Origin of the sequence: Arachnia propionica (assembly GCF_900637725.1) — a bacterium.
Classification (GTDB): domain Bacteria; phylum Actinomycetota; class Actinomycetes; order Propionibacteriales; family Propionibacteriaceae; genus Arachnia; species Arachnia propionica.
On the sequence record NZ_LR134406.1, the window covers coordinates 2168556 to 2188654 of the forward strand.

The following is a 20099-nucleotide window of genomic DNA, read 5'->3' on the forward strand; positions in this document are numbered from 1 at the left end:
TCAGACTCCTCGTACCTCGAAGCCGGCCCGGGCCAGCTCCTGCTTGACCCCAACAATAGTGAGCCTCCCGTAGTGGAAGACACTTGCCGCCAGCACCGCGTCCGCACCGGCGCGGGCGGCCTCGACGAAGTGGGCCGTGGTTCCCGCCCCGCCGGAGGCGATCAGCGGCACGTCCACGACCGCGCGGACCGCCCGGATCATCCCGATGTCGAAACCGTCGGTGGTGCCGTCGGCGTCCATGGAGTTGAGCAGCACCTCCCCGACACCCCGATCCACTGCTTCCTTCGCCCATTCGATGGCATCCCGGCCCGCCGGTCTGCGCCCGCCGTGGGTGGTGACCTCGAACCCGGAGGGCGCCCAGTCCGCGCGCCGGGCGTCCAAGGACAGCACCAGCACCTGGTTGCCGAAACGCGCCGCGATTTTGTCGATCACCCCCGGATCGGCGAGCGCCCCTGTGTTGATGCCCGCCTTGTCGGCCCCGCAGCGCAGCAGCGCATCCACGTCGGTCACCGATCGCACCCCGCCTCCCACGGTGAGGGGGATGAACACGGTCTCCGCGCACCGGGTCACCATCTCCCGGGTGGTTTCCCGGCCCTGCGCGGAGGCGGAGATGTCCAGGAAGGTCAACTCATCCGCCCCCTCCGCACCGTAGCGGGCGGCCAGCTCCACCGGATCCCCGGCGTCCTTGAGGTCGCGGAAATTGACCCCCTTGACCACCCGTCCGTCGTGAACGTCCAGGCAGGGGATCACGCGCAACGCGACTCCCATCAGTCCTCCTCGATATCGGTCTCGACGACCCCGCGGCGCATCGCGGCGATCGCCTCCCGGCAGGTGCGGCGCAGGTCCCCGGGACCGGCGGCCGTCGCGATCTGGCCGGCCAGGTCGACGACCTGCCGCACCCAGCGTACGAAATCACCGGCGGGCAGGCCGCTGATGCGCAGCACTTTCGCGAGTTCCTGGCCGCTGGCCCAGCGCCACGCCGCCTCCGCGAAACCGATGTCGGGTTCGCGTCCCCGGTCGCGGCGGTGGTTGCGTTCCAGCGCCCCGATCTCACGCCACACCGTCCGCAACGCGGACTGCGCCGCCTCGCTGGCGGCGTCCGGCATCCGCGGGTGCCGCTGGTCGCGGCCCGGTCGCGACTCGTAGAGCAGCGACGACAGCACGGCGGCCAGCTGTGGCCCGTCCAGGTCCGCGAACACGTCGCGGCGGATGCACTCGGCGGCGACGAGGTCCAGTTCGTTGTAGATGCGGCGCAGCATCCGCCCCGCGTCGCTCAGTTCGTCCCCGTGCAGGTAGCCGAGGTCGGAGAGCACCCCGCAGACCCGGTCGAACTGCACGGCCAGGGAGTTCGCGCGTCCCGTCAGTTCGGCCTCTCTGCGCGTGGCCTCCCGTTCGAGGCGGATGGCGCGTGCTGCTGCGACGGCGTGCAGTTCCCGGTCCTCGCAGCCGTGGCAGGGGTGCCGTTTCATTCTGCGCCTCAGCTCCGCGATCCGCTTCGCCTGTTCCTCGTCGGTCGGGGTAGGTTCGAAAACCGGGGTTTCGGGGTCGACGGATTCCAGCCTGGCCGACAGCCCCGCCAGGAGTTCCCGGCGCGCCTTGCGGTCCTGCACGGAGAAACGCCGGGGTACCCTGACCCGGGAGACGGGGGTGGGGGCGCCGGGCAGGTCGTGGGGCCGCAGCCGCAGCACGGTGTGATCGGCGGCGATGACCTGCACCCACGGCACCCCGTCGCGACTCTGTTTCTGCCCGACGGCCAGGGCCACGCACCAGCCCTGCCTCGGCACCCAGATCACGTCCCCGGGCATGAGCTTCGAGATGGCCTCGGCGATGTCGTCGGCGCGCCGGGCCCGGCGGGCGGCCGCGGAGGTGCCCTCGAGCTGGGAGATCTCCTCCCGCAGGGCCGCGTATTCCATGAAATCCCCCAGGTGGCATTCGGCCTCGGCGCGGCTGGCGGCGATTTCGCGGCGGCGGTCGCGGTCCGCCCGGCTGGCCTTGACCACGGTCTTGTCGATGGTGAACTGCGCGAACGACTGGTTCAGCACCTCACGTGCCCGCTCCCGGCCCAGCGACGCGGTCAGGTTGACGGCCATGTTGTAGCTCGGCGCGAAGGAGGAACGCAGCGGATAGGTGCGCCTCGACGCCAGGCCCGCTACGGCTCGCGGATCCATGCCGGGCTGCCACTGCACGACGGCGTGTCCCTCGACATCGATGCCGCGTCTACCCGCCCGCCCGGTGAGCTGGGTGTACTCCCCCGGGGTGATGTCCACCACGGCCTCGCCGTTGTACTTGACCAGTTTCTCCAGCACAACGGTCCGGGCGGGCATGTTGATGCCGAGCGCCAGGGTTTCGGTGGCGAAGACCAGTTTGCAGGCCCCGGTGGCGAATCCCTCCTCCACGATCGCCTTGAAAGCAGGCAGCTGCCCGGCGTGATGGGCGGCGATCCCCGCACAGAGGGCGCCCCGGAAGTCCTCGTAGCCGAGCGCGTCCAGGTCAGTGACCGACAATCCGCTGACGTGCCGGTCGGCGATCTCCCCGAGCAGGGCGGCCTCGGCGCGGGTGGTCAGGTTCACCCCGGCGGTGAGCAGCTGCTCGACGGCGGCGTCGCACCCGGCGCGACTGAAGATGAACCAGATCGCGGGCAGCAGCCGGGCCCTCTCCAGGACCCGCGCCACCTCGGTCCGCGAGGTGCGGTGCCCCGCGAACCGCGGATGGACGTCACCGCCGAAGGAACCGGAGCCGCGGGGTCTCTTCCCCCGGCCGGAACGCCCGCGGGGCCGCCGGGAGTCATCACGCACCCGGGTGGCCTCGGCGCGGGAGACCTTCAGCAGCTCCCGGTTCACCTTCGCCGCTCGCTCGCCGGGCAGTTCCCTGGCGGTCGGGGCGACACCCTCGAACAGGTCCACCAGTTTCGTTCCCACCAGCACCTGCTGGTAGAGGGGGACGGGACGTCTCTCGGAGACCACCACCTCGAAACTCCCCCGCACGGTGCGCAGCCAGTCGCCGAAGTCCTCCACGTTGCTGACGGTCGCCGACAGCGCCGTGATCTGCACCCGAGGGGTCAGCCCGAGGATGACCTCCTCCCACACTGCGCCGCGGAACCGGTCGGCCAGGTAGTGCACCTCGTCCATGACGACGTGACCCAGGTTGTTCAGCCCCGTCGAGGAGGCGTAGATCATGTTGCGCAGCACCTCGGTGGTCATCACCACCACCTGGGCGTCGCCGTTGACCGAGGAATCGCCCGTCAGCAACCCCACCCGGTCCGCGCCGTGCCGCGCCACGAGGTCGTGGTACTTCTGGTTGCTCAGCGCCTTGATCGGGGTGGTGTAGAAGCATCGTGTGCCGGTCTCCAGGGCCAGCCACACGGCGAACTCCCCCACCACCGTCTTGCCCGCCCCGGTGGGCGCGGCCACCAGCACCCCCGAGCCCGAGGCCAGGGCCTCGCAGCCGGCGATCTGGTAGTCGTCGAGCGGAAAGGAGTAGAGCGCGGCGAAGCGCTGCACCTGATCGGTCACCGCCCCAAGGTAGCAGGGCGCCTCAGGCGACGAAGACCTTGAGCACTCCCGGCACGCACTCGACACGCACGGGCACCTCGCCCAGTTCCTCGCCGTCGCCCATCACGAACAACCCCTCGCCGGCCAGTTCGATGCTGCGCGCCGGGAACTGTTCCACGCAGGGGTGTTTGACGAAGGCCCCGGAGTACATGGAGGGCAGCAGCCTGAGCAGGGTGGTCCGCGATACCGGGCCGACCACCGTGACGTCGAGGAGACCGTCGGTGGGGTCGGCCTCGGGGGCGATGCGCATGCCGCCTCCGAAGATTCCCGTGTTGGAGACCGCGACCAACATCGCCTCCTGGCGGCGGCGCACCCCGTCGATGATCATGTCGTAGTGCAGCGGGGAGAAGGAGGCCAGCTCCCGCAGCGCGATGTAGCCGTAGCTGAGGGCCCCCAGCCGCAACCTGATGTGGTTGGTGGAGCGGTTCACCCGGGCGTCGTAGCCGGTGGAGACCACCGCGCCAACATAACGCCGGGGAAAGGTGTCGTTGGAGATGTGGGCCAGGTCGACGGTACGGGTCCGGCCCGCGACGATCACCCCGACGGCCTCGTCCACTGTGCGGGGCACGCCGACGCCGCGCGCGAAGTCATTTCCGGTGCCCGCGGGGATCAGCCCTAGGGTCGCCTCGGTGCCCGCCGCTGCGTTGAGCCCGAGATGGGCCATACCGTCGCCCCCCATCACCAGCAGCGCATCCCCGGGGCGGGCCTCCAGGGCCGCGGCGCGGGTCAGTTTCTCGGCCTCGGTCCACGAGTTGGAGGAAATGATGTGCAGTTCCGCGGTGGGAACCTGCTCACGGAGCCTGCGCGCCACCTTGGGCAGCATGCGGCCAGCGCGTCCCCCGCCTGAGCGCTCGTTGACCACCAGGGTCAGCAGGCGCGGCTTCGCCAGTTGGTTCACTTGCCGTCATCCACGTCTATGTTGAATTGTTCCTCCTCCGCGGCGACGATGCCCTTGCGTTTGTCGAGGCCGCGGCAGACCATCTCGGAGAGGTAGAACAGCAGTGTCATGGGGACCGCCATGCAGAGCATGGTGAACGGGTCGGTCGACGGGGTGGCGACCGCGGCCAACACGAAGGAGCCGAAGAACACGCCCTTGCGCCACTTCTTGAGCTGGTGGCCGCGCACCACATTGAGCAGGTTTAGGGCCACCACGATCACGGGCAGCAGGAAAGACGCCCCGAAGATGAGGATGATCTTCAACTCCAGGGTCACGAACTCCGCCATGTCCTGGTAATTCATGATCCCCAGGTCCTGCGGCGTGAAGCTCAGCATGACCGCTATGCCCTTGGGCCAAACCCAGTAGCCCATGGCGCAGCCCGCCAGGAACAGCGGGATTCCCGCCGCCATGAAGTACAGCACGTACTTCTTCTCCTTGGCGAGCAGGCCGGGGGCCACGAAGGCCCAGATCTGATAGAGCCACACGGGGATGGTGATGATCAGACCGCAGACGATCAGAATCACTACTCCGAGGGTGAAGGGCCCGGTCACCCCGGTGTTGGCGAGCTGGAGGTTCGCTTCGGGATTCGCTGCCTTCACGTCCGCCCTCGCGACGTTGTAGGGCTCCATGATGAACAGCACCAGCGGCTGGTAGAAGAAGGCGCATCCGATGGCCGCCAGGACCAGGGCCAGGGCCGAGATCGTGACGCGGTAGCGGATCTCGCGAAGGTGATCCCCCAGCGACATGCTGCCGTCCGGGGACTCCTTCTTGGGCGGGCGGAACCAGCTGGACCGACGCGGTTTCGCCTCAGCACGACTGGCGTCGGAACTCAATGTGATCAGTTCCCCGTCTCGGCTTCACGGGCGTTCAGCGCCGCCTCCCGGGCCTTCAACTCGGCTTCCTTGAGGGCCTGCTCGCGGGCCTCCAGCTCTCGCTGGCGACGTTCCAGGTCCGCGGCCTTCTCGTCGACGATCTCCGCCTCGACCACCTCGGGTTCGGAGGACTTGTCCTTGTCCTGGTCGGGGGACTCGGCGGACTTGACCTCCTCCTTGAACTCCCGGATGGAGCGTCCGACTCCCTTCCCGAGCCCCGCCAGGCGGGAACCGCCGAACAGCAGCAGGGCGACGAGCAGGATGATCAGAAGTTCCGGGAGACCAATGTTCGGCATAGTGCAGTTACCTCGTTTTGGATTCGTTCGTTTCTGTGAAGCTTACTCGTGGTGCTTGTGGGGCAGCTGAACGCTCGCTGTGAGCTCCTTCAACTCCTCGCGACGTTCCTCCAACACTCGCGTCTCCACCAGAACGTCGTCAATTTTGTTCCGAACCCCGACGGCGAGCACCACCAGGACCACCACCCCGGCCGCCGCCAAGCAGCCAAGAACGATTACCCAGATCACACTACGCGATCGTACCCGACCCGGCCGGTAGATCCGGTCAGGTTTCCTCGCGACCGTATGCGCGAAGCGCCTCCCGGGCCCGTTCCGCGGCCTCAGTGACGGCTTCCCCGTCGCTGACGATCACCACGTCCTCACCGAGCCGCAGCAGCAGCGAGACCAACCAGTCGCGGCTGCCGACGGGAAGCACCACCTTCAGCCCGGTGACGTCGGACTCGACCGAATGGGTCGGGTAATACTCGGGCACCCAGGCCGCGCCGGGCCCGAGGGACAGCTCCACCCTGCGTTCGGAATCGGCGAACCAGGACCCCGTGGCCTCCTCCAGGCCCTCCCGCTGCGGGGACGTCTCGTCAAGCATCACGACGGCGCGGATCCGGTCCATGCGGAAACTGCGCCAGGCATCCCGCAGCCGGGACCAGGCGTCGAGATAGGTGGTGCCGTCCACCACCCTCAGGCGGGCGGGTTCCACCTCCACCACGGCCCGCCCCCCGGTGCCTTCATGTTCTATCCGCACCACCCGGCGTTCCTCGCAGGCCCGGGTCAGGACGCGGCGGATCTCCTCGTCGCCCGCGGTCAGGGTGACCTCGATCCCGGTTCCCGCCTGTCCGCAGGCCTCGCTGAGCTTCGCCCTGGCGCTGGCTGCAGCATCGGATCCGAGCTCGACGAGCGCTCCCAGGGCCACCATGAGGCTCGCCGCCTGGACCGCGGTCAGGGTCATGGGACGGGCCAGCACGTCGGAGTTGTACAGGTAGATCTCCCCGTCGGCCCGGACCCCCTCGATGTCGATGTCGAAGAGGTCGTCGGTCAATCCCCCGGGCAGCCCGCAGAACTGGATCACCTCCAGGTCCCGCAGGATCACGGCGGGGGTGGTCCGGAAGTCGCGGGCCACCTCGGTCACCGTGACCCCCGGGTTCTGGGTGAGGTAGGGCACCAGCTGGATGAGACGCTGCACCTGATCCGTCGACCTCATCGGGCCCACCTCCCCGCGACCGCCCGGAGCCGGGCCACCACGTCGTCGACCAGTTCCTCCGGCGCCAGGGCGATGGCATCCGCACCCAGCGCGCAGATCTCACCGACGAGCACGGGCGTCAACGGCAGCTCGTAGACCTCGAAACCCTCCGGGTCACCGGCCATTGGAGCGGCCAGCCGGCCGTTGCGCACCAGGTCGTGTCCACGCCCGGGACGCAGGGCGACTCTGGCCGAGGGACGCTGCTCCGATGATGCGAAGTCGATGACAACCGTCTCCGGTGGTTCGTAGGCGGCGCTCTCCCCGACCGCCCGGGGCGGGGCCGTGAGCCGGGACAGCTTGAAGTGGCGTCTCTCCGCGCGGTCGAGGTCCAATCCGATCACGTACCAGTGCCCGCGGCGCTGCACGATCCGCCACGGCTGGAGTCTGCGGGGTTCGTCGCGGTATCCGAACCGCACCTCGCGCCGGTCCCGCAGCGCCTCCCACCACACGTCGAGACCGTCGATCGCGGTGAGCTGCGGTTGCAGGGTCAGCAACCGGGCGGCGTCCGGGTCGGCCCCGGCGGCCCGTAGCGTGGCGAGCGCCACCCGGGTGTCGTCCGCCGCGACGCTGTCCTGCCACACGCGGGCGGCGGCGCCCAGAGCGGCCAGTTCATCCGTGGTGAAGGAGATGGGCGGCAACTCGAAGGCGGAACGATCCACCCGGTAGCCGGGTTCTCCCCCTTCGGATTCGTGGGAGCCCGCCTCCACGGGGACCCCGATGCTCCGCAACTCGGCCTTGTCCCGCTCGAAGGTGCGCTCGAAGTTCCGGTCGTCCAGCCCGCGGTACCCCTCGATGACCTGCCGGATGCGATCACGCCCCACCCAGCCCCGGGTGCTGAGCAGCATGATCAGCAGATTCAGCAGCCTCTCTGATTTGCTCGCCGACATCTCATCTCCCTGGTGGCCTGGTGGGTTAGAGGGTACCGGGGACTGCGCCCCGCAACAATGGGGGTATGCCGATCGTCGACCGTTACGCACCTTCCCCGACCTCCGATCTGCACCTCGGGAACCTGCGCACAGCGCTTGCCGGATGGCTGCTGACCCGGCGGGAGGAGGGACGGTGGCTGCTGCGCGTCGAGGACCTCGACGCGGCCCGGGTGAGGGCGGCCGGTGGGGCCGCTGACCGGCAGCTGTCCGACCTCCGGAGGCTGGGAATGACCTGGGACGGCGAGGTCGTGACCCAGTCCGAACGGTTGGACGCCTACCGCGACTCCCTCACCCGGTTGCGGGACCGCACCTACGAGTGCTTCTGCACGCGCAAGGAGATCGAGCAGGCCGTATCCGCCCCACACGGTGAGGGTCATCGTCCCTACCCGGGGACCTGCGCGCGGCTCTCCGCGGCCGAGCGGGCGCGGCGCAGGCGGCAGCGTCCGGCCGCGATCCGCATCCGCGCCAAGGGTGCCCGGTTCACCGTTACCGATCGTTTCGCAGGCGAGGTGACCGGTGTTGTCGACGATTTCGTGCTGATCCGGGGTGACGGGGTGCCCGCGTACAACTTCGCGGCCGTGGTGGACGACCTGCACCAAGGGGTGAACCGGATCACCCGGGGTGCCGATCTCCTCGATTCAGCGCCCCGCCAGGCCTGGCTCGCGACCCTGCTCGGCGGCCGGCCGCCGAGCTACGCACACATCGGCCTGGTCACCAATCCTGCCGGGAGGCGCCTGGCGAAACGCGACGGGGCGGTCACCCTGGCCGACCTGCTCGACCGGGGCTGGCGGATCCCCGAAGTTCTGGCTGAGCTGACGGCCTCGCTGGGGCTCGGACGCCACGAAACGCCGGAAGGGGCCCTGGCCGTTATGCCTGAGCCCCTTCCCGATACCTTCTGCGCCCCCGCCACCTGGACGGGGAACGGTTTCGCCAGTTCTGCTACGACGCTGCCTTGACGTCCAGGATGTCGATCACGTAGACGAGACCCTCACCGGCCTCCAGTCCCTTGCTGGGCTCACCGTTGGGGAACGAGTCCGCGGATGGCACCACGAGCATCACCCGCGACCCCGCGGTCTGCCCCAACAGGCCGGTCTTCCAGCCGTTGATCAGGGTAGAGAGCTTGCCGCTCTGGGCCCCCCGCCAACCGTCCAGGATCATTTTCCCGGACTTCGCCCCCCAGGCCCGGTACTTCACCGAGACAGTGGAATCGGCCTCGATCGTCTTGCCGGGGCCCTTGATCAGCGGCTGCACCACAAGCTGTTCGGCGTTGACACCACCCTCCGGGAACGTCACCTCCGGTTTGCCTTCGGTCATGGTCACCGTGGGCAGCCCCGCGGCTGGTGTCACGGCCTCACCCGTCGCCTCATCGTAGGAGGCGGCGATGATGTCGACGACGAACACCAGGGAATCACCCGCCTGGATGCCGGCCTGGGGATTGCCCTGGGCGTAGCCGTCTGCCCCGGTCATGCCGATCAGCACCCTGGAGCCGACCTTCTGTCCGGTGAGGCCGTTCTTGAACCCTGCGATGACCCCTCCCATCGAGAAGGTGGCTTCCTTTCCTCTCTGGAAGGAGCTGTCGAACACGGCCCCGGTGCGCCCGTTGACACCGACGTAGTTGACGGTGACCGTGGAGTTCGCGCCCACGACCTGGGCGTTGCTGCTGTCGCGCAGCACCTTCGTCTGGGTGCTGCTGATGGCCCACGGTGCGGGAACCGTGATCTCGGGAACGTCGGCGTCGGAGACGGTGATGGCGTCGAGGTTCTCCGAGGGAGTGAGGCTCCCCGTGGGAAGCGGGTCCGGGGACGAAGCGGCATCGCTCGGGGACGCGGCGGGTGTCGTCGCCGCATCATCCGTGTTTCCCCCGGAGGGATCGGTGGTCGGATCGCCGGAGCAGGCCGTCAGGGCCACAGCGAAAAGCGCGGCGGCGGCGAGGGCCATCCGTGCTCGGGTCATCACTTCACTCAAACGCACCCGGCAAATGTTACCCCAGACCGGTTGCCACGCTCCTCACATACCCACCAGATCGAGCAGCGCTCCCAGTTCCTCGCGGGTCAGTTCGCGGATGGTCCCGATGGTGAGCTGCCCGAGCCGGACGGGGCCGATGCCGGTGCGCGCCAGCCGGTCCACCGGGTGACCCACGGAATCCATCATGCGCCTGACGATGCGGTTGCGGCCCTCGTGGAGGGTGATCGCCAGCAGCGAACGCGACTCACCGCGCGAGAGCAGTTTGACCCGATCGGGTTTGACGGGACCGTCCTCGAGTCGCAGCCCCTTCTCCAGGCGCTGAATGGTCCGTTGGTCCACGATGCCGGCGACCTCTGCCACGTAGGTCTTCGGAACCTCGAAGCTGGGGTGGGAGAGACGGTGCGCGAATTCACCGTCGTTGGTCAGCAGGATCAGGCCCTCGGTGTCGGTGTCGAGACGCCCGATGTGGAACAGCCGTTCCGATTTCCGCGGCAGGTAGTCCACCAGGGTGCGCCTGCCCTCCGGATCGTCCATGGTGGAAACCACCCCGCGAGGTTTGTTCAGCACCAGGTAGCGGTGCCTGCGCGGCGGGGGGATGCGGGCCCCGTCGACCCGGATCGTGTCGCGTTCCGGATCCACCCGGCGTCCCTGCTCGGAGACCACCTTGCCGTTGACCTCCACGCGTCCCTCGGAGATCAGGATCTCGCTGGCCCGGCGCGACGCCACCCCGGCCGCCGCCAGCACCTTCTGCAGGCGGATGCCCTCCGGCTCAGTCATGTTGTTCCTCGATTCCCGATGCTGCGCGAAGTTCGGCCTCCAAGGCTACGGCGTCGGGCAGCAGCGGCGCCAAGTCCGGCAGCTCATCCAGCGAGTCGAGCCCCAGCTTCTGCAGGAACAGCGACGTGGTGGCGAAGGTCATGGCCCCGTTCGGTTCCTCCCCCGCCTCGGTGATCAGGCCGTGGGCCAGCAGGGTTCGCACGACGCCGTCGACGCCTACGCCCCGCACCCCGGAGACCCGGCCGCGGGTCACGGGCTGGAGGTAGGCGATGACCGCCAGGGTTTCCAGCGCCGCCTGGCTGAGCCGGGCCCGGGTTTCCGCGACCACCGCGGCCTCCAGCACCTCGGCGAGATCCGGGGCGGTCGCCAGGCGCCATCCCCCCGCGACGCGGCGCAGCTCGAAGCCCCGTTCGGTTTCCCGGTAGAACCGGGTCAGCTGTTCCAGTTCCGCCACCACCTCGTGTTCCGGTACCCCCAGCTGGGCCGCCAGGTCAGCGGCGGGAACGGGATCGGTGGCCATGATCAGCAGCGCCTCGACGGCGCGGGCAACACTCACGTCTGCTCCTCGGGTTCGTATTCGTCCACGACGATTCCCGTGGTTTCTCCCCCCGACCAGCGGATGCTGAGCTCCGCGAGCGGACCGGCCTGTTCGAAACTGACCCGTCCGGCGCGGAACAGTTCGAGGATCGCCAGGAATCGCACGACGGTGGTCAACCGGTCACAGCCCGCTACCAGGGACCGGAAGGTGAGCTGCCCCTTCCCGGCCAGCAGCCGGGCGACGATCCCGGTCTGCTCCACGACGCTGACACGGCTGCCGTGCAGGTGGGTGAGTTGCACCACGGGAGCCGGTTTCGGCGTCAACGCCCGGGCGGCCAGCCGCACCAGATCCTCGGGTCCGATCGGCAGCTCGACCTGGACCAGGACGCCTCGGAATCGTTCCTCCAGCCCGCCGGGGCGCCAGTGCTGACGGCCCGCCGTGGCCATGGTTCCCTCCACCCAGGCGGCCAACTGCTTGAAGGCCCGGTACTGGAGCAGCCGGGCGAACAGCAGGTCCCGGGCCTCCAGGGCCGCCAGATCCTCGGGTTCGGTCACTTCACCGCCCGGCAGCAACCGGGCCGCCTTCAGATCCAGGAGGGTGGCGGCCACCACCAGGAAGGAACTGGTCTGCTCCAACCCCAAGGCATCGCCGGCGGCGCGAACATGGGCGATGAACTCGTCGGTGACCTGGCTCAGCGCCACCCGGGTGACGTCCAGTTCGCGTCGGGAGATGAGCTGGAGCAGCAGGTCGAACGGCCCCTCGAAGTTCTCCAGGTGCACGTCGAAACCCGGGGTGGTCTGCGGCGTCTCCTCGGCTCGGGCGCGAGGTCGTCGGCTCACTTCCGGTTGAGCTCCGTCACCACCGCCGACTCGGCGCCGTTCTCGGCCAGGTCGAGCAGCGCGAGGGCGACTGCGGTGCGCACCAGGCGCCCCCGGTCGAGGTTTATGCCGTGCCGTCTCTTCAACTCCAGCGTGGCGTCCTCCAGCGCGAACAGTTCCTCGGAGGAGAAATAAACCGTGATCTTCTGGTCGTGTTTGACCCGGCCCGTCGCCACGGGCCGGGACGGTTTCCGCTGTTCCGGTTGTGTGCGTTTCCCGGGTTTTTCCTTCGGTTCCGGTTGCGGGGCCTGAGTGGCCGGGGTCACCGGCTCCGGGGCCTTTGTGGGGCGGAACAGTTCGCTCGCCCCGGGCAGGCTCGCCCTTTTGTTCACCGGCACTTCCTCAGCACCTCTCGCGCCAGCATCCGGTAGGCGTCGGCTCCCTTGGAGGCCGACGCGTAGGTGGTGATGGGTTCACCGGCGACGGTGGTCTCGGGGAACTTCACGGTGCGCCGGATGACGGTGTGGAAGACGTCGTCGCCGAAGGCCTGGACGACTCGTTCCAGCACCTCTCGGGAATGGAGGGTCCGCCCGTCGTACATGGTGCCGAGGATACCGAGGATCTTCAGGTTCGGGTTGAGCCGGTCGGAGACCTTGGAGATGGTATCGGTCAGCAACGCGATGCCGCGCAGGGCGAAGAACTCGCACTCCAGCGGCATGATCACGTAATCGCTGGCGGTCAGGGCATTGATGGTCAGCAACCCGAGGCTGGGGGCGCAGTCGACGAGAATGAAGTCGTACTCGCCGCGCAGCGGCTCCAGCAGCCGGCTGAGGGTCTGTTCACGCGCCACCTCGCTGACGAGCTGCACCTCGGCGGCGGACAGGTCGATGTTGCTGGGGAGGATGTCCATCCCCTCGACGGAGGTGGGTTGGATCACCTCGTCCGCCATGTACTCGCGGGAGAGCAGGAGGTTGTAGACGCTGCGTTCCAAGGTGTGGGGGTTGACGCCGAGCCCCACGGAAAGCGACCCCTGTGGGTCGAAGTCGACCAGCAGCACCTTGTGTCCGAGTTCCACCAGCGCGGCCCCCAGGTTGATGGTGGTGGTGGTCTTCCCGACCCCGCCCTTCTGGTTGCACATCGAGATGATGACGGCGTGCATGTCCCGGCCGGGTGCGGGTGGCGCGGGAACGGGTAGATCCGGAACGGGCCGCCCGGTGGGCCCGAGTTCCTCGGGAAGGGTTGACTCCGCAGGAGCGTCGGGAACCTTGAACAGCTCGTCGGCCACTTCGCCTCCTATAAATGTCGACAAGTCCATCCTAGCGATGCCGGGGCCGCCGCGCTTGCGCTTCGGGGATCGCGTCGGCCCGGAGATTCGTCAGGCGGCCATCGCGGGAGCTCCGGCCGCCCAATGCCCGCATGCGCCGGCTCGGTCGGTGCCCGGTTCCTCATCTCGCCCGCGGGTGCGCCTCCAGGTAGACCTCGCGGAGACGGTCCACGGTCACGAGGGTGTAGATCTGCGTGGTTGCCACCGATGCATGCCCGAGCAGTTCCTGCACCACCCGCACGTCGGCACCGCCCTCGAGGAGGTGGGTTGCGTAGCTGTGCCGCAGCGAGTGGGGGGAGACCTCCGTCCCGATTCCCGCAGTCCTGGCACATCTGGAGACGATGGTGAACGCCGAGTTGCGCGACAGGCGCCTCCCGAGGGTGTTCAGCAGCAGTGCTCCCCCGCCGTCACCCTTGACAGCGAGCCCCGGGCGAGCCCGCACCAGGTAAGCGTCGAGAACCTCCCTGGCGAAGCTGCCGAGGGGAACCACCCGTTCCTTCCCGCCCTTGCCCCTGAGCTTCAGGCCCGCGCCCTCGTCCGCCATGGCTATGGTGGCGTCGTCGACGTCGAGTCCCGTGATCTCCGAGATCCGGGCGCCCGTGCCGTAGAGAAGCTCCAGCAGGGTGGCGTCCCGCAACCCGATGGGATCCTCCCGGTCGGGGGTGGCCAGCAGCCTCTCGATCTCGGCAACGCTGAGCGCCTTGGGGAGTCGTTTGCCCAGTTTGGGAACCTGGATCTCGGCGGCGGGGTTCTCGGAGGTCATTTTCTCCTCGTGGGCGAAGGCGTGGAGGTTCCGCACGCTGACGAGGGCCCGCGCCACCGAGGCCCCCTTGAGTTCCGCGGCCAGTTCACGGACGTGTTCGCTGATCTCCACGGGGCTCACATCCCCGAGGTCGGTCACGCCCCGGTCCGCGAGGAAGGAGAGGTAGCGTTCCAGGTCACGGCGATAGGCGGCCACGGTGTTGGCCCGCAGTCCCCGTTCCACGCGCACGTGTGCCAGATACTGCTCCAGCGCGTCCTCGGCCGCGTTCACTCAGCGACCGGCCCTGATCGGCCACGGCGCATCGGCGGGACGCAGCTGGCCGATGCGCCCGGACAGCCTGGCGGTTTCGAGGGCCAGGATTCCCGCCACCAGCGTCGGGGACTGGCACTGCCCCGCCAGCACCGCCGCCACCAGGTCCTCGCGCTGAACCCATTCGGAACGCATGTGCGCCTCCTCGCCCTCCAGGACGAAGCCGTCCGGGCGGGAAGTGTTGCGTGGGTCGCGGGCCAGGTAGATCCGCAGCGATTCCTCGCAGGCCCCCGGGGTGGTGGTGATGTCCACCAGGACGTTCCAGCGCCCGGCGGCCAGTTCGGCCTCCTCCGCGAGTTCCCGCCGCGCCGCCGCCACATGGTCCTCGCCGGCCATGTCGAGCAGCCCGGCCGGGATCTCCACCAGTTCATACCTCACGGGGTGCCGGTACTGGCGCACCACCGCTATGGTGTCGTGTTTCTCATCCCAGCAGACCACCGCCACCGCGCCCGGGTGGGTCAGGTACTGGCGTGCGATGACCTCCCCGGAGGGGGTGGCTATGGTCTCGTCGACGAACGCGGAAACGCGCCCTCTCCCCAGCTCGACTCGTTTCCTGACCTCCCACGCGACGGGTCGATCCCAGCTCATCCGGTTCCTCCTGGCTGCCGTTCTGGTGCGGCGTCATCCGTCCCGCACCCATCAGACGCTACAGCCACCTGCCAGTCCGGTTTCGGCCAGGGCGGCACGGGTCTGGTCGTTGACCGTGGCCACCCAGTCGTCGGCGTCCCTGCCGCCCTCGACGGGAATGCGGGCGAAATCACCCGGAAGGTCACGGAACCCGGCCAGGTCCAGCAGGGATGTGCCGTCGCTGAGTGAGGTTTCTGGCAGCGTCCTCCAGGCCAGCGAGTAGAGGGTCACGGGGTTGCGTGGCAGCCGCCCCTGCAGGGCCCGGAACACCTCGCCGCCACGTCGCTGCCGCCCCGCTGCACCCTCGGGATCGGCGGTCCAGGTGCCGTCGACGAGGATCTCCCCCTGCCTGCTGCGCACGAAACCGAGCGCCGTACGCCCGTCGAGCCGCTGGGTTCCCGCGGGCAGGTCTATGTGCGCGTGTTCGTCCCGCAACGGATGCTCCAAAGTGACGTCCACTCCCCCGACCGCGTCGACGAGGGTGACGAATCCGCGCAGGTTCACCACGACCACGTGATCCACGGGCATGGCAAGGCTGCGGCACAGGCCGTCCACGAAAGCCTGCGGGCCGCGCAGCCAGCTGGTGGCCAAGCGGTCGTATTCGTTGGGGGCGACCTCGACGACGAGGTCGCGGGGAATGCTCGCGGCACGGATCTGTCCTCCCTGCCGGTGCAGGGCAAGGATCAGGTCGGCGCGGGCACCGTGTTCGTCGCCGAGTTCCCCGAAGTCGGTGGTGCCCTCGGGTGCCAGGGAGCGGTCGTCGATCCCGACCACCAGGAGGGTGCGCCCGTCGTTCCGCGATGCGTGGAGCCTCACGTCCAGGCGGTTCGCCCGGGCATTCAGCAGCGCCCCCGCGGTGACCAGGCCGACCACCACCGCGAGGATCAGCACCCCGGGTTTCCAGATCCACCCGGGAACGGCAAACCGCCCCGGGCCTTCCGGCACGGGGCGGTTGCTGGTCGGATCAGATTGCGGCACCGGTGCGAGGCAGACCGGGCTTGTTCTTCTTCCCGCCGTTGTCTCCGGGCTGGCCGCTCTTCTTCAGGTCGTCCTTGTTGACGATCGTGACGTTGGCCAGGCCAACCTCGTTGTCGTTCTTGACGACGACGTAGTGGCTGCTGCCGGGGGTCACGTCGCCGCTGAGGACTGCGTTCAGCTGGGCGGAACCGTCAGCGGCAACGGTGGTCTTGCCGAGCGGGTAGGGCTTGGAGTAGAGCGTGACATCGAGCTCCTGGCCGGCGGTGAAACCGGTGGCTCCAACCGCGATGTTCCCGCCGGGAGCGGCCTTGCGAGCCACGCCGTCGCCGGTGACGGTGACCTGCGGGCCGACGGCCTTGGTCAGGTCAACGGTGATGGTGGTGTTGGTGGACTGGTCCTGGTAATCGAAGCAGGTCAGCGACGTCGGGGTCTGCCCCTGGGTGCTGGTGATCATGTACCCGAACTCGGACGGCTGGTCCTTCAGGTTGATGGTCTCGGTCTTCCACTCACCGACCTTGATGACCGCCTTCGCGGTGTGCTCGGGGCACTTGGCCGCGAGATAGGCCGAGGAATCACCCTGGGCGGTGTTGACAGCACGGACCGTCAGCGAAGGCGCGACGCCGTCATCGGCGGAGGCCTGGTTGATCCCGGTGAACCCGGCGAAGGCCAAGGTCAAGGCGGCTGCCCCGGCAAGGACACGCTTCTTCATTTATCTTCCCCTCTGTTTCGCGCGGCCCAGTGCCACGCACGCGACTTACGCTATACCATTGATGGCCCATTCGGATAGCCGAAAGGTCGCCTCAACAGATGCCACCTGCCGCGGTCACCCTTGCTCCGCGCCGGGCAAAGCCGCTCCCCGGATGCGGGCGGTCCGGCGCTATCTCTACCGCATGCCGGGACACCAACTGCCACACCGCCCCGTCTTTAACGCGGTTCACAAGGGGATTTACCGAAGATGAAACCGCCGGTCAGTGTCCCGTCCGGGGCAGGCCGGGTTTTAGCGCCACCCGTTTCGCCGGCATCTGCCCACCGGTTTTCCACGCCTTTCCCCGCTGCCCGCTCCCGGATTGTGCGGATCCCTCAGTGGCGGAGGTATCATTCTTCGCCCCGGATTTGTTCTTCAGGATGAAAGAGAAAATCGCCCGCTGCGCATTCTTGGCCCGAACCGTCAGGTGATGCTTTCCGGGCGTGGCATCATCGGGAATCTTCGCATCCACGTCGGCGCTGCCATCCGAATTCGTGGTGCCGGTCCCGAGCCTGACGGGCTTGGAGTGCATGTACACCTCGAATTCCTGGTTCGGGGCGAATCCCTTGAGGGATACCTTGATCGTCCCGCCGGGCTGAAAACCCTGCTGGTCGCTCGTGGCGGTGACGGTTGGCTCGGTCGGCTGGTCCGCGTCGACAGCGACGCCGCTGCTCACCGCCTCCCCGTCCGAGTACTTGCAGGTCGCCACCACGTACTGCTGGCCCGTTGCTTCGTAGATGTGTTCGAAGGTGCCGTCGTTCTCCAACGTCACGGCCACTTCCTTCTCAACGTCCGGCGCCTCGCCCGATTCATCCTCCGGGGCCTTGGTCTCGGCCGTTCTCTCCTCGACGGCCTCCGGCTGCGGCACCTTATCGGAGAAGAAGCGCAGGACGGCCCCGGACGCGTTGCCACTGCACCGTCCTCCGAGCCACACCGGGGATGTGCCGTCCGCCTTGGCGCCGACGGCGTACAGGCTCAGGGTTGCAGAACCCTCGGCCCGCGCGGCGGGGGCCGTCAATGTGCCCAGCCCGAGACCCAGGACCGAAATACCGACCAGGATCCGTTTTCTCATGCCCGTTCCTCCCCGGTGCACGCACCTTGGCGCACCACGGGAGGAAAGGCTATCCGAAAGTTAGTATCCGCCACAACCGGGCTGACGAAAGACGCAACCGTCACCCCTCAGTCCTGCGCACCCGCAGGTCCGCCTTGTTCCATTCCTTCACGAGATCCGGCAGGGATTGGGGATGCACCGCGACCGTGAGATCGATCAGGACGGTGGTTTCGAAACCGGCCAGCGCGGCATCACGGGCCGTGGCATTGACGCAATAGTCGGCGGCTATTCCGCAGACATCGACCTCGGTCACGCCGCGTTTCCTCAGGAAATCCTCCAAGGGTTCGCCGGTGGCCTCGTCGGTTCCTTCGAAACCGGAGTAGGCGGCCTCGTTGCGCCCCTTCAGGAACAGGCCGTCCCACTTCGTGAAGACCAACCCGGGATGCTGCTGCGCACCGGGGGTACCCGCTACGCAGTGCGGCGGCCAGGAGTCCTTGAAATCCGGGGAGTCGCTGAAGTGCCCGCCCGGATCCACGTGGTGGTCCCGGGTGGCAACCACCACGTCGTAGCTGTGTTCCCCCGACAGCAGCCGGTTGATTCTCCCGGCCACATCCGCACCCCCGGCCACGGCGAGGGCCCCTCCCTCGCAGAAATCACGTTGTACATCGACTACCACCAGTGCACGGCTCATGCCGGTCACTTTATCCGGCCCTTTCGGCGCGTGCACTCCTGATCAGTTCCTCCGCATGCCTCAGCCCGGCATCAGAGTCCCCGCTGCCGCTCATCATCCGGGCCAGTTCGGCGGCGCGTTCCCCCTCACCGAGGGGAGTGACGTCCGAGGTCGTGACCTGCCCGTCGCTGGACTTGGCGATCACGAAATGCTGATCGGCGAACGCCGCAACCTGCGCCAGGTGGGTCACCACTATCACCTGGCCGTCCGCGGCGAGCCGTTTCAGTCTTCTGCCGATCTCCAGGCCGACGGCACCGCCGACACCGGCGTCCACCTCGTCGAAGACGAAGGTGTGCCCCGGGGACTGGCCCGCGAGCACCACCTCGAGTGCTAGTCGGACGCGGGAGAGTTCCCCGCCGGAGGCGACCTTTCCCAGCGGGCCGGGAGCGGAACCGGGGTTGGCGGTGAACACCAGCTCGATCCGGTCCGCGCCGTGGGGGCCGCGCGGGGCCTTTGTGACGGCGAACTCCAGCCTGGCATGCGGCATCGCCAAGGCCTTCAGTTCGGCGGATGCGAGTTCCGCGAACCTGCCCGCGGCCTCCCTGCGAACCCGGGAGATCCCTGCCGCCGCGGCGTCGAGGGCCGCATCGAGGACGGCGGCCCGTTCCCGCAGTTCCTCAATCCGGTCGTCGGCCCCGTCGAGTTCGGCCAGCCGCTCGGTTGCCCGCCCCGCCCACTCGAGCACCTCTGCGACGTTGTTGCCGTACTTGCGGGTCAGGGCCGCGAGCTGGCCGCGGCGATCGGCGACGGCCTCCTGCCTGAGCGGATCGGCGACGAGGTCCGCGGCATGGCTGGCGACGTCCTGGGCAAGGTCGGTCAGCAGGTAGTTCGTCTCGGTGATGCGCCGCGCCAGGTCCGTGGCGCCCGGGTCGCGTTCGGCGAGCGTCTCGAGGGCCTTGCGTGCGGCCCCGACAAGCCCGAGCACGCTGGGGGCGTCGAGATCCTCCTCCGATCCACTCAACGCAACCCGCGCGGTCATCGCCAGGGCCTTGAGGTCGTCCGCATCGGCCAGGCGCACCGCCTCCGCGGCCAGTGCCTCGTCCTCCCCCTCCCCGGGGTTGACGGCCGCGATCTCCTCCAACCCGAAACGCAGCACGTCGATCTCCCGGGCCCGGTTCATCGCATCGGCCTCGAGCCCCGCGAGTTCCTCGGTGATCCGGCGGTGTTCCGCGAAGTCTCGGCGGTAGTCCTCCAGCGCAGCCGGTGCCGCGAAGGCGTCGAGCAGTTCCCGTTGCCTCTCAGGGGTGGAGAGCCGGGTCTGTTCGGACTGGCCGTGGATCGTCGCCAGGTCGGTCAGCAGACCGGCCGCGGCGGACACGGGGACCTGCACCCCGCCGACCGTGGCGCGGGAACGTCCCTGGGAGGAGATCTGCCGGAGGGTGACGAGTTCCACTCCGTCGTCGAGGTCACCACCGAGGGCCTCGACCGCCTCGGCCGTGTTCTCGCCGATCTCCCAACGCCCCTGCACGAGCGCCCTGTCCTGCCCGTTCCTGACCAACGACGCGTCGGCCCGGGCCCCCAGCAGCAGGCCGAGTCCTGCGACGATCATCGTCTTGCCTGCGCCCGTTTCTCCCGTCAGGGCGGTGAGCCCGGGGCCCAGCGGCAGGACGGCCTCCGCCACCACCCCGAGCGAATTCAAACGAAGCTCTGTCAGCATG

At 68.5% G+C, this 20099-nt stretch carries 22 protein-coding genes; 1 reads left to right on the forward strand and 21 read right to left on the reverse strand.

Annotated elements, in window-relative coordinates; all coding sequences use genetic code 11:
• Genes hisF through EL272_RS09565 form a run of 8 tightly spaced genes read right to left on the reverse strand, consistent with a single transcriptional unit; the run spans position 1 to position 7777 of the window.
• On the reverse strand, positions 1-768 hold the full coding sequence (hisF, locus tag EL272_RS09530; RefSeq protein WP_061786786.1) for an imidazole glycerol phosphate synthase subunit HisF: 768 nt from the start codon (positions 766-768) through the stop codon (positions 1-3).
• Positions 768-3512: a DEAD/DEAH box helicase gene (locus EL272_RS09535; protein WP_061786785.1), complete on the reverse strand. Its 2745-nt coding sequence runs from the start codon at positions 3510-3512 to the stop codon at positions 768-770. The genes hisF and EL272_RS09535 overlap by 1 nt, the downstream gene beginning before the upstream one ends.
• A 22-nt stretch (positions 3513-3534) precedes the next feature.
• The gene (locus EL272_RS09540) at positions 3535-4449 is read right to left on the reverse strand and encodes a diacylglycerol/lipid kinase family protein (protein ID WP_014846991.1); all 915 of its coding nucleotides are present in this window, start codon (positions 4447-4449) and stop codon (positions 3535-3537) included.
• The gene (gene tatC / locus EL272_RS09545; protein ID WP_014846992.1) at positions 4446-5321 is read right to left on the reverse strand and encodes a twin-arginine translocase subunit TatC; all 876 of its coding nucleotides are present in this window, start codon (positions 5319-5321) and stop codon (positions 4446-4448) included. Before tatC ends, EL272_RS09540 begins: the two co-directional genes overlap by 4 nt.
• Before the next feature lie 5 nt (positions 5322-5326).
• The gene (gene tatA, locus EL272_RS16050) at positions 5327-5656 is read right to left on the reverse strand and encodes a twin-arginine translocase TatA/TatE family subunit (protein WP_014846993.1); all 330 of its coding nucleotides are present in this window, start codon (positions 5654-5656) and stop codon (positions 5327-5329) included.
• Between the two features lie 42 nt (positions 5657-5698).
• Complete coding sequence (locus EL272_RS09555; RefSeq protein ID WP_014846994.1) at positions 5699-5884, reverse strand: hypothetical protein; 186 nt, start codon at positions 5882-5884, stop codon at positions 5699-5701.
• 37 nt (positions 5885-5921) lie between these two features.
• Positions 5922-6851 (reverse strand): helix-turn-helix transcriptional regulator, encoded by a 930-nt coding sequence (locus EL272_RS09560; RefSeq protein ID WP_014846995.1) that lies wholly within the window; start codon positions 6849-6851, stop codon positions 5922-5924.
• Positions 6848-7777, reverse strand: a complete 930-nt coding sequence (locus tag EL272_RS09565) for a helix-turn-helix transcriptional regulator (protein WP_061786784.1) — start codon at positions 7775-7777, stop codon at positions 6848-6850. Before EL272_RS09565 ends, EL272_RS09560 begins: the two co-directional genes overlap by 4 nt.
• 65 nt (positions 7778-7842) lie before the next feature.
• Between EL272_RS09565 and gluQRS the strand changes: the two genes are divergently transcribed.
• A complete protein-coding gene (gluQRS, locus tag EL272_RS09570; protein ID WP_061786783.1) occupies positions 7843-8772 on the forward strand; it encodes a tRNA glutamyl-Q(34) synthetase GluQRS in 930 nt (309 codons plus the stop codon).
• Here gluQRS and EL272_RS09575 read toward each other — a convergent pair.
• The 13 genes from EL272_RS09575 to recN form a co-directional block, all read right to left on the reverse strand.
• Positions 8756-9787: an FKBP-type peptidyl-prolyl cis-trans isomerase gene (locus EL272_RS09575; RefSeq protein WP_014846998.1), complete on the reverse strand. Its 1032-nt coding sequence runs from the start codon at positions 9785-9787 to the stop codon at positions 8756-8758. The genes gluQRS and EL272_RS09575 overlap by 17 nt on opposite strands.
• 36 nt (positions 9788-9823) lie before the next feature.
• Positions 9824-10558 (reverse strand): pseudouridine synthase, encoded by a 735-nt coding sequence (locus EL272_RS09580; RefSeq protein ID WP_061786782.1) that lies wholly within the window; start codon positions 10556-10558, stop codon positions 9824-9826.
• Complete coding sequence (gene scpB, locus EL272_RS09585) at positions 10551-11114, reverse strand: SMC-Scp complex subunit ScpB (protein WP_014847000.1); 564 nt, start codon at positions 11112-11114, stop codon at positions 10551-10553. Before scpB ends, EL272_RS09580 begins: the two co-directional genes overlap by 8 nt.
• Positions 11111-11935 carry a segregation and condensation protein A gene (locus EL272_RS09590; RefSeq protein ID WP_061786781.1) on the reverse strand — a complete coding sequence of 275 codons (825 nt, stop codon included), beginning with the start codon at positions 11933-11935 and terminating at the stop codon, positions 11111-11113. Before EL272_RS09590 ends, scpB begins: the two co-directional genes overlap by 4 nt.
• A complete protein-coding gene (locus EL272_RS09595) occupies positions 11932-12306 on the reverse strand; it encodes a hypothetical protein (protein ID WP_014847002.1) in 375 nt (124 codons plus the stop codon). Before EL272_RS09595 ends, EL272_RS09590 begins: the two co-directional genes overlap by 4 nt.
• Positions 12303-13229: a ParA family protein gene (locus EL272_RS09600; protein WP_051015011.1), complete on the reverse strand. Its 927-nt coding sequence runs from the start codon at positions 13227-13229 to the stop codon at positions 12303-12305. Before EL272_RS09600 ends, EL272_RS09595 begins: the two co-directional genes overlap by 4 nt.
• A gap of 130 nt (positions 13230-13359) precedes the next feature.
• Entirely contained in the window at positions 13360-14271 is a 912-nt protein-coding gene (locus EL272_RS09605) for a site-specific tyrosine recombinase XerD (RefSeq protein ID WP_014847004.1), read from the reverse strand.
• The gene (locus tag EL272_RS09610; protein ID WP_061786780.1) at positions 14272-14898 is read right to left on the reverse strand and encodes an NUDIX domain-containing protein; all 627 of its coding nucleotides are present in this window, start codon (positions 14896-14898) and stop codon (positions 14272-14274) included. It lies immediately after the preceding gene.
• Between the two features lie 51 nt (positions 14899-14949).
• Positions 14950-15915 (reverse strand): LCP family protein, encoded by a 966-nt coding sequence (locus EL272_RS09615; RefSeq protein WP_082793744.1) that lies wholly within the window; start codon positions 15913-15915, stop codon positions 14950-14952.
• Positions 15902-16624: a hypothetical protein gene (locus EL272_RS09620; RefSeq protein WP_014847006.1), complete on the reverse strand. Its 723-nt coding sequence runs from the start codon at positions 16622-16624 to the stop codon at positions 15902-15904. The genes EL272_RS09615 and EL272_RS09620 overlap by 14 nt, the downstream gene beginning before the upstream one ends.
• Positions 16625-16883: 259 nt before the next feature.
• Positions 16884-17732, reverse strand: coding sequence for a hypothetical protein (locus EL272_RS09625; RefSeq protein WP_061786778.1), 849 nt, complete (start codon positions 17730-17732; stop codon positions 16884-16886).
• 100 nt (positions 17733-17832) lie between these two features.
• Positions 17833-18402: an isochorismatase family protein gene (locus EL272_RS09630; RefSeq protein WP_061787173.1), complete on the reverse strand. Its 570-nt coding sequence runs from the start codon at positions 18400-18402 to the stop codon at positions 17833-17835.
• A gap of 10 nt (positions 18403-18412) precedes the next feature.
• Entirely contained in the window at positions 18413-20098 is a 1686-nt protein-coding gene (gene recN / locus EL272_RS09635) for a DNA repair protein RecN (RefSeq protein WP_061786777.1), read from the reverse strand.
• Position 20099 lies beyond the last annotated feature (1 nt).

Excerpts from the sequence above, each read along its gene's own strand:
- hisF (WP_061786786.1), bottom strand. The coding sequence starts at position 768 with ATGGGAGTCGCGTTGCGCGTGATCCCCTGCCTGGACGTTCACGACGGA.
- tatA (WP_014846993.1), bottom strand. The coding sequence starts at position 5,656 with ATGCCGAACATTGGTCTCCCGGAACTTCTGATCATCCTGCTCGTCGCC.
- EL272_RS09560 (WP_014846995.1), bottom strand. The coding sequence starts at position 6,851 with ATGAGGTCGACGGATCAGGTGCAGCGTCTCATCCAGCTGGTGCCCTAC.
- EL272_RS09565 (WP_061786784.1), bottom strand. The coding sequence starts at position 7,777 with ATGTCGGCGAGCAAATCAGAGAGGCTGCTGAATCTGCTGATCATGCTG.
- gluQRS (WP_061786783.1), top strand. The coding sequence starts at position 7,843 with ATGCCGATCGTCGACCGTTACGCACCTTCCCCGACCTCCGATCTGCAC.
- EL272_RS09580 (WP_061786782.1), bottom strand. The coding sequence starts at position 10,558 with ATGACTGAGCCGGAGGGCATCCGCCTGCAGAAGGTGCTGGCGGCGGCC.
- EL272_RS09600 (WP_051015011.1), bottom strand. The coding sequence starts at position 13,229 with ATGGACTTGTCGACATTTATAGGAGGCGAAGTGGCCGACGAGCTGTTC.
- EL272_RS09610 (WP_061786780.1), bottom strand. The coding sequence starts at position 14,898 with ATGAGCTGGGATCGACCCGTCGCGTGGGAGGTCAGGAAACGAGTCGAG.
- EL272_RS09620 (WP_014847006.1), bottom strand. The coding sequence starts at position 16,624 with ATGAAGAAGCGTGTCCTTGCCGGGGCAGCCGCCTTGACCTTGGCCTTC.
- EL272_RS09625 (WP_061786778.1), bottom strand. The coding sequence starts at position 17,732 with ATGAGAAAACGGATCCTGGTCGGTATTTCGGTCCTGGGTCTCGGGCTG.
- EL272_RS09630 (WP_061787173.1), bottom strand. The coding sequence starts at position 18,402 with ATGAGCCGTGCACTGGTGGTAGTCGATGTACAACGTGATTTCTGCGAG.
- recN (WP_061786777.1), bottom strand. The coding sequence starts at position 20,098 with ATGCTGACAGAGCTTCGTTTGAATTCGCTCGGGGTGGTGGCGGAGGCC.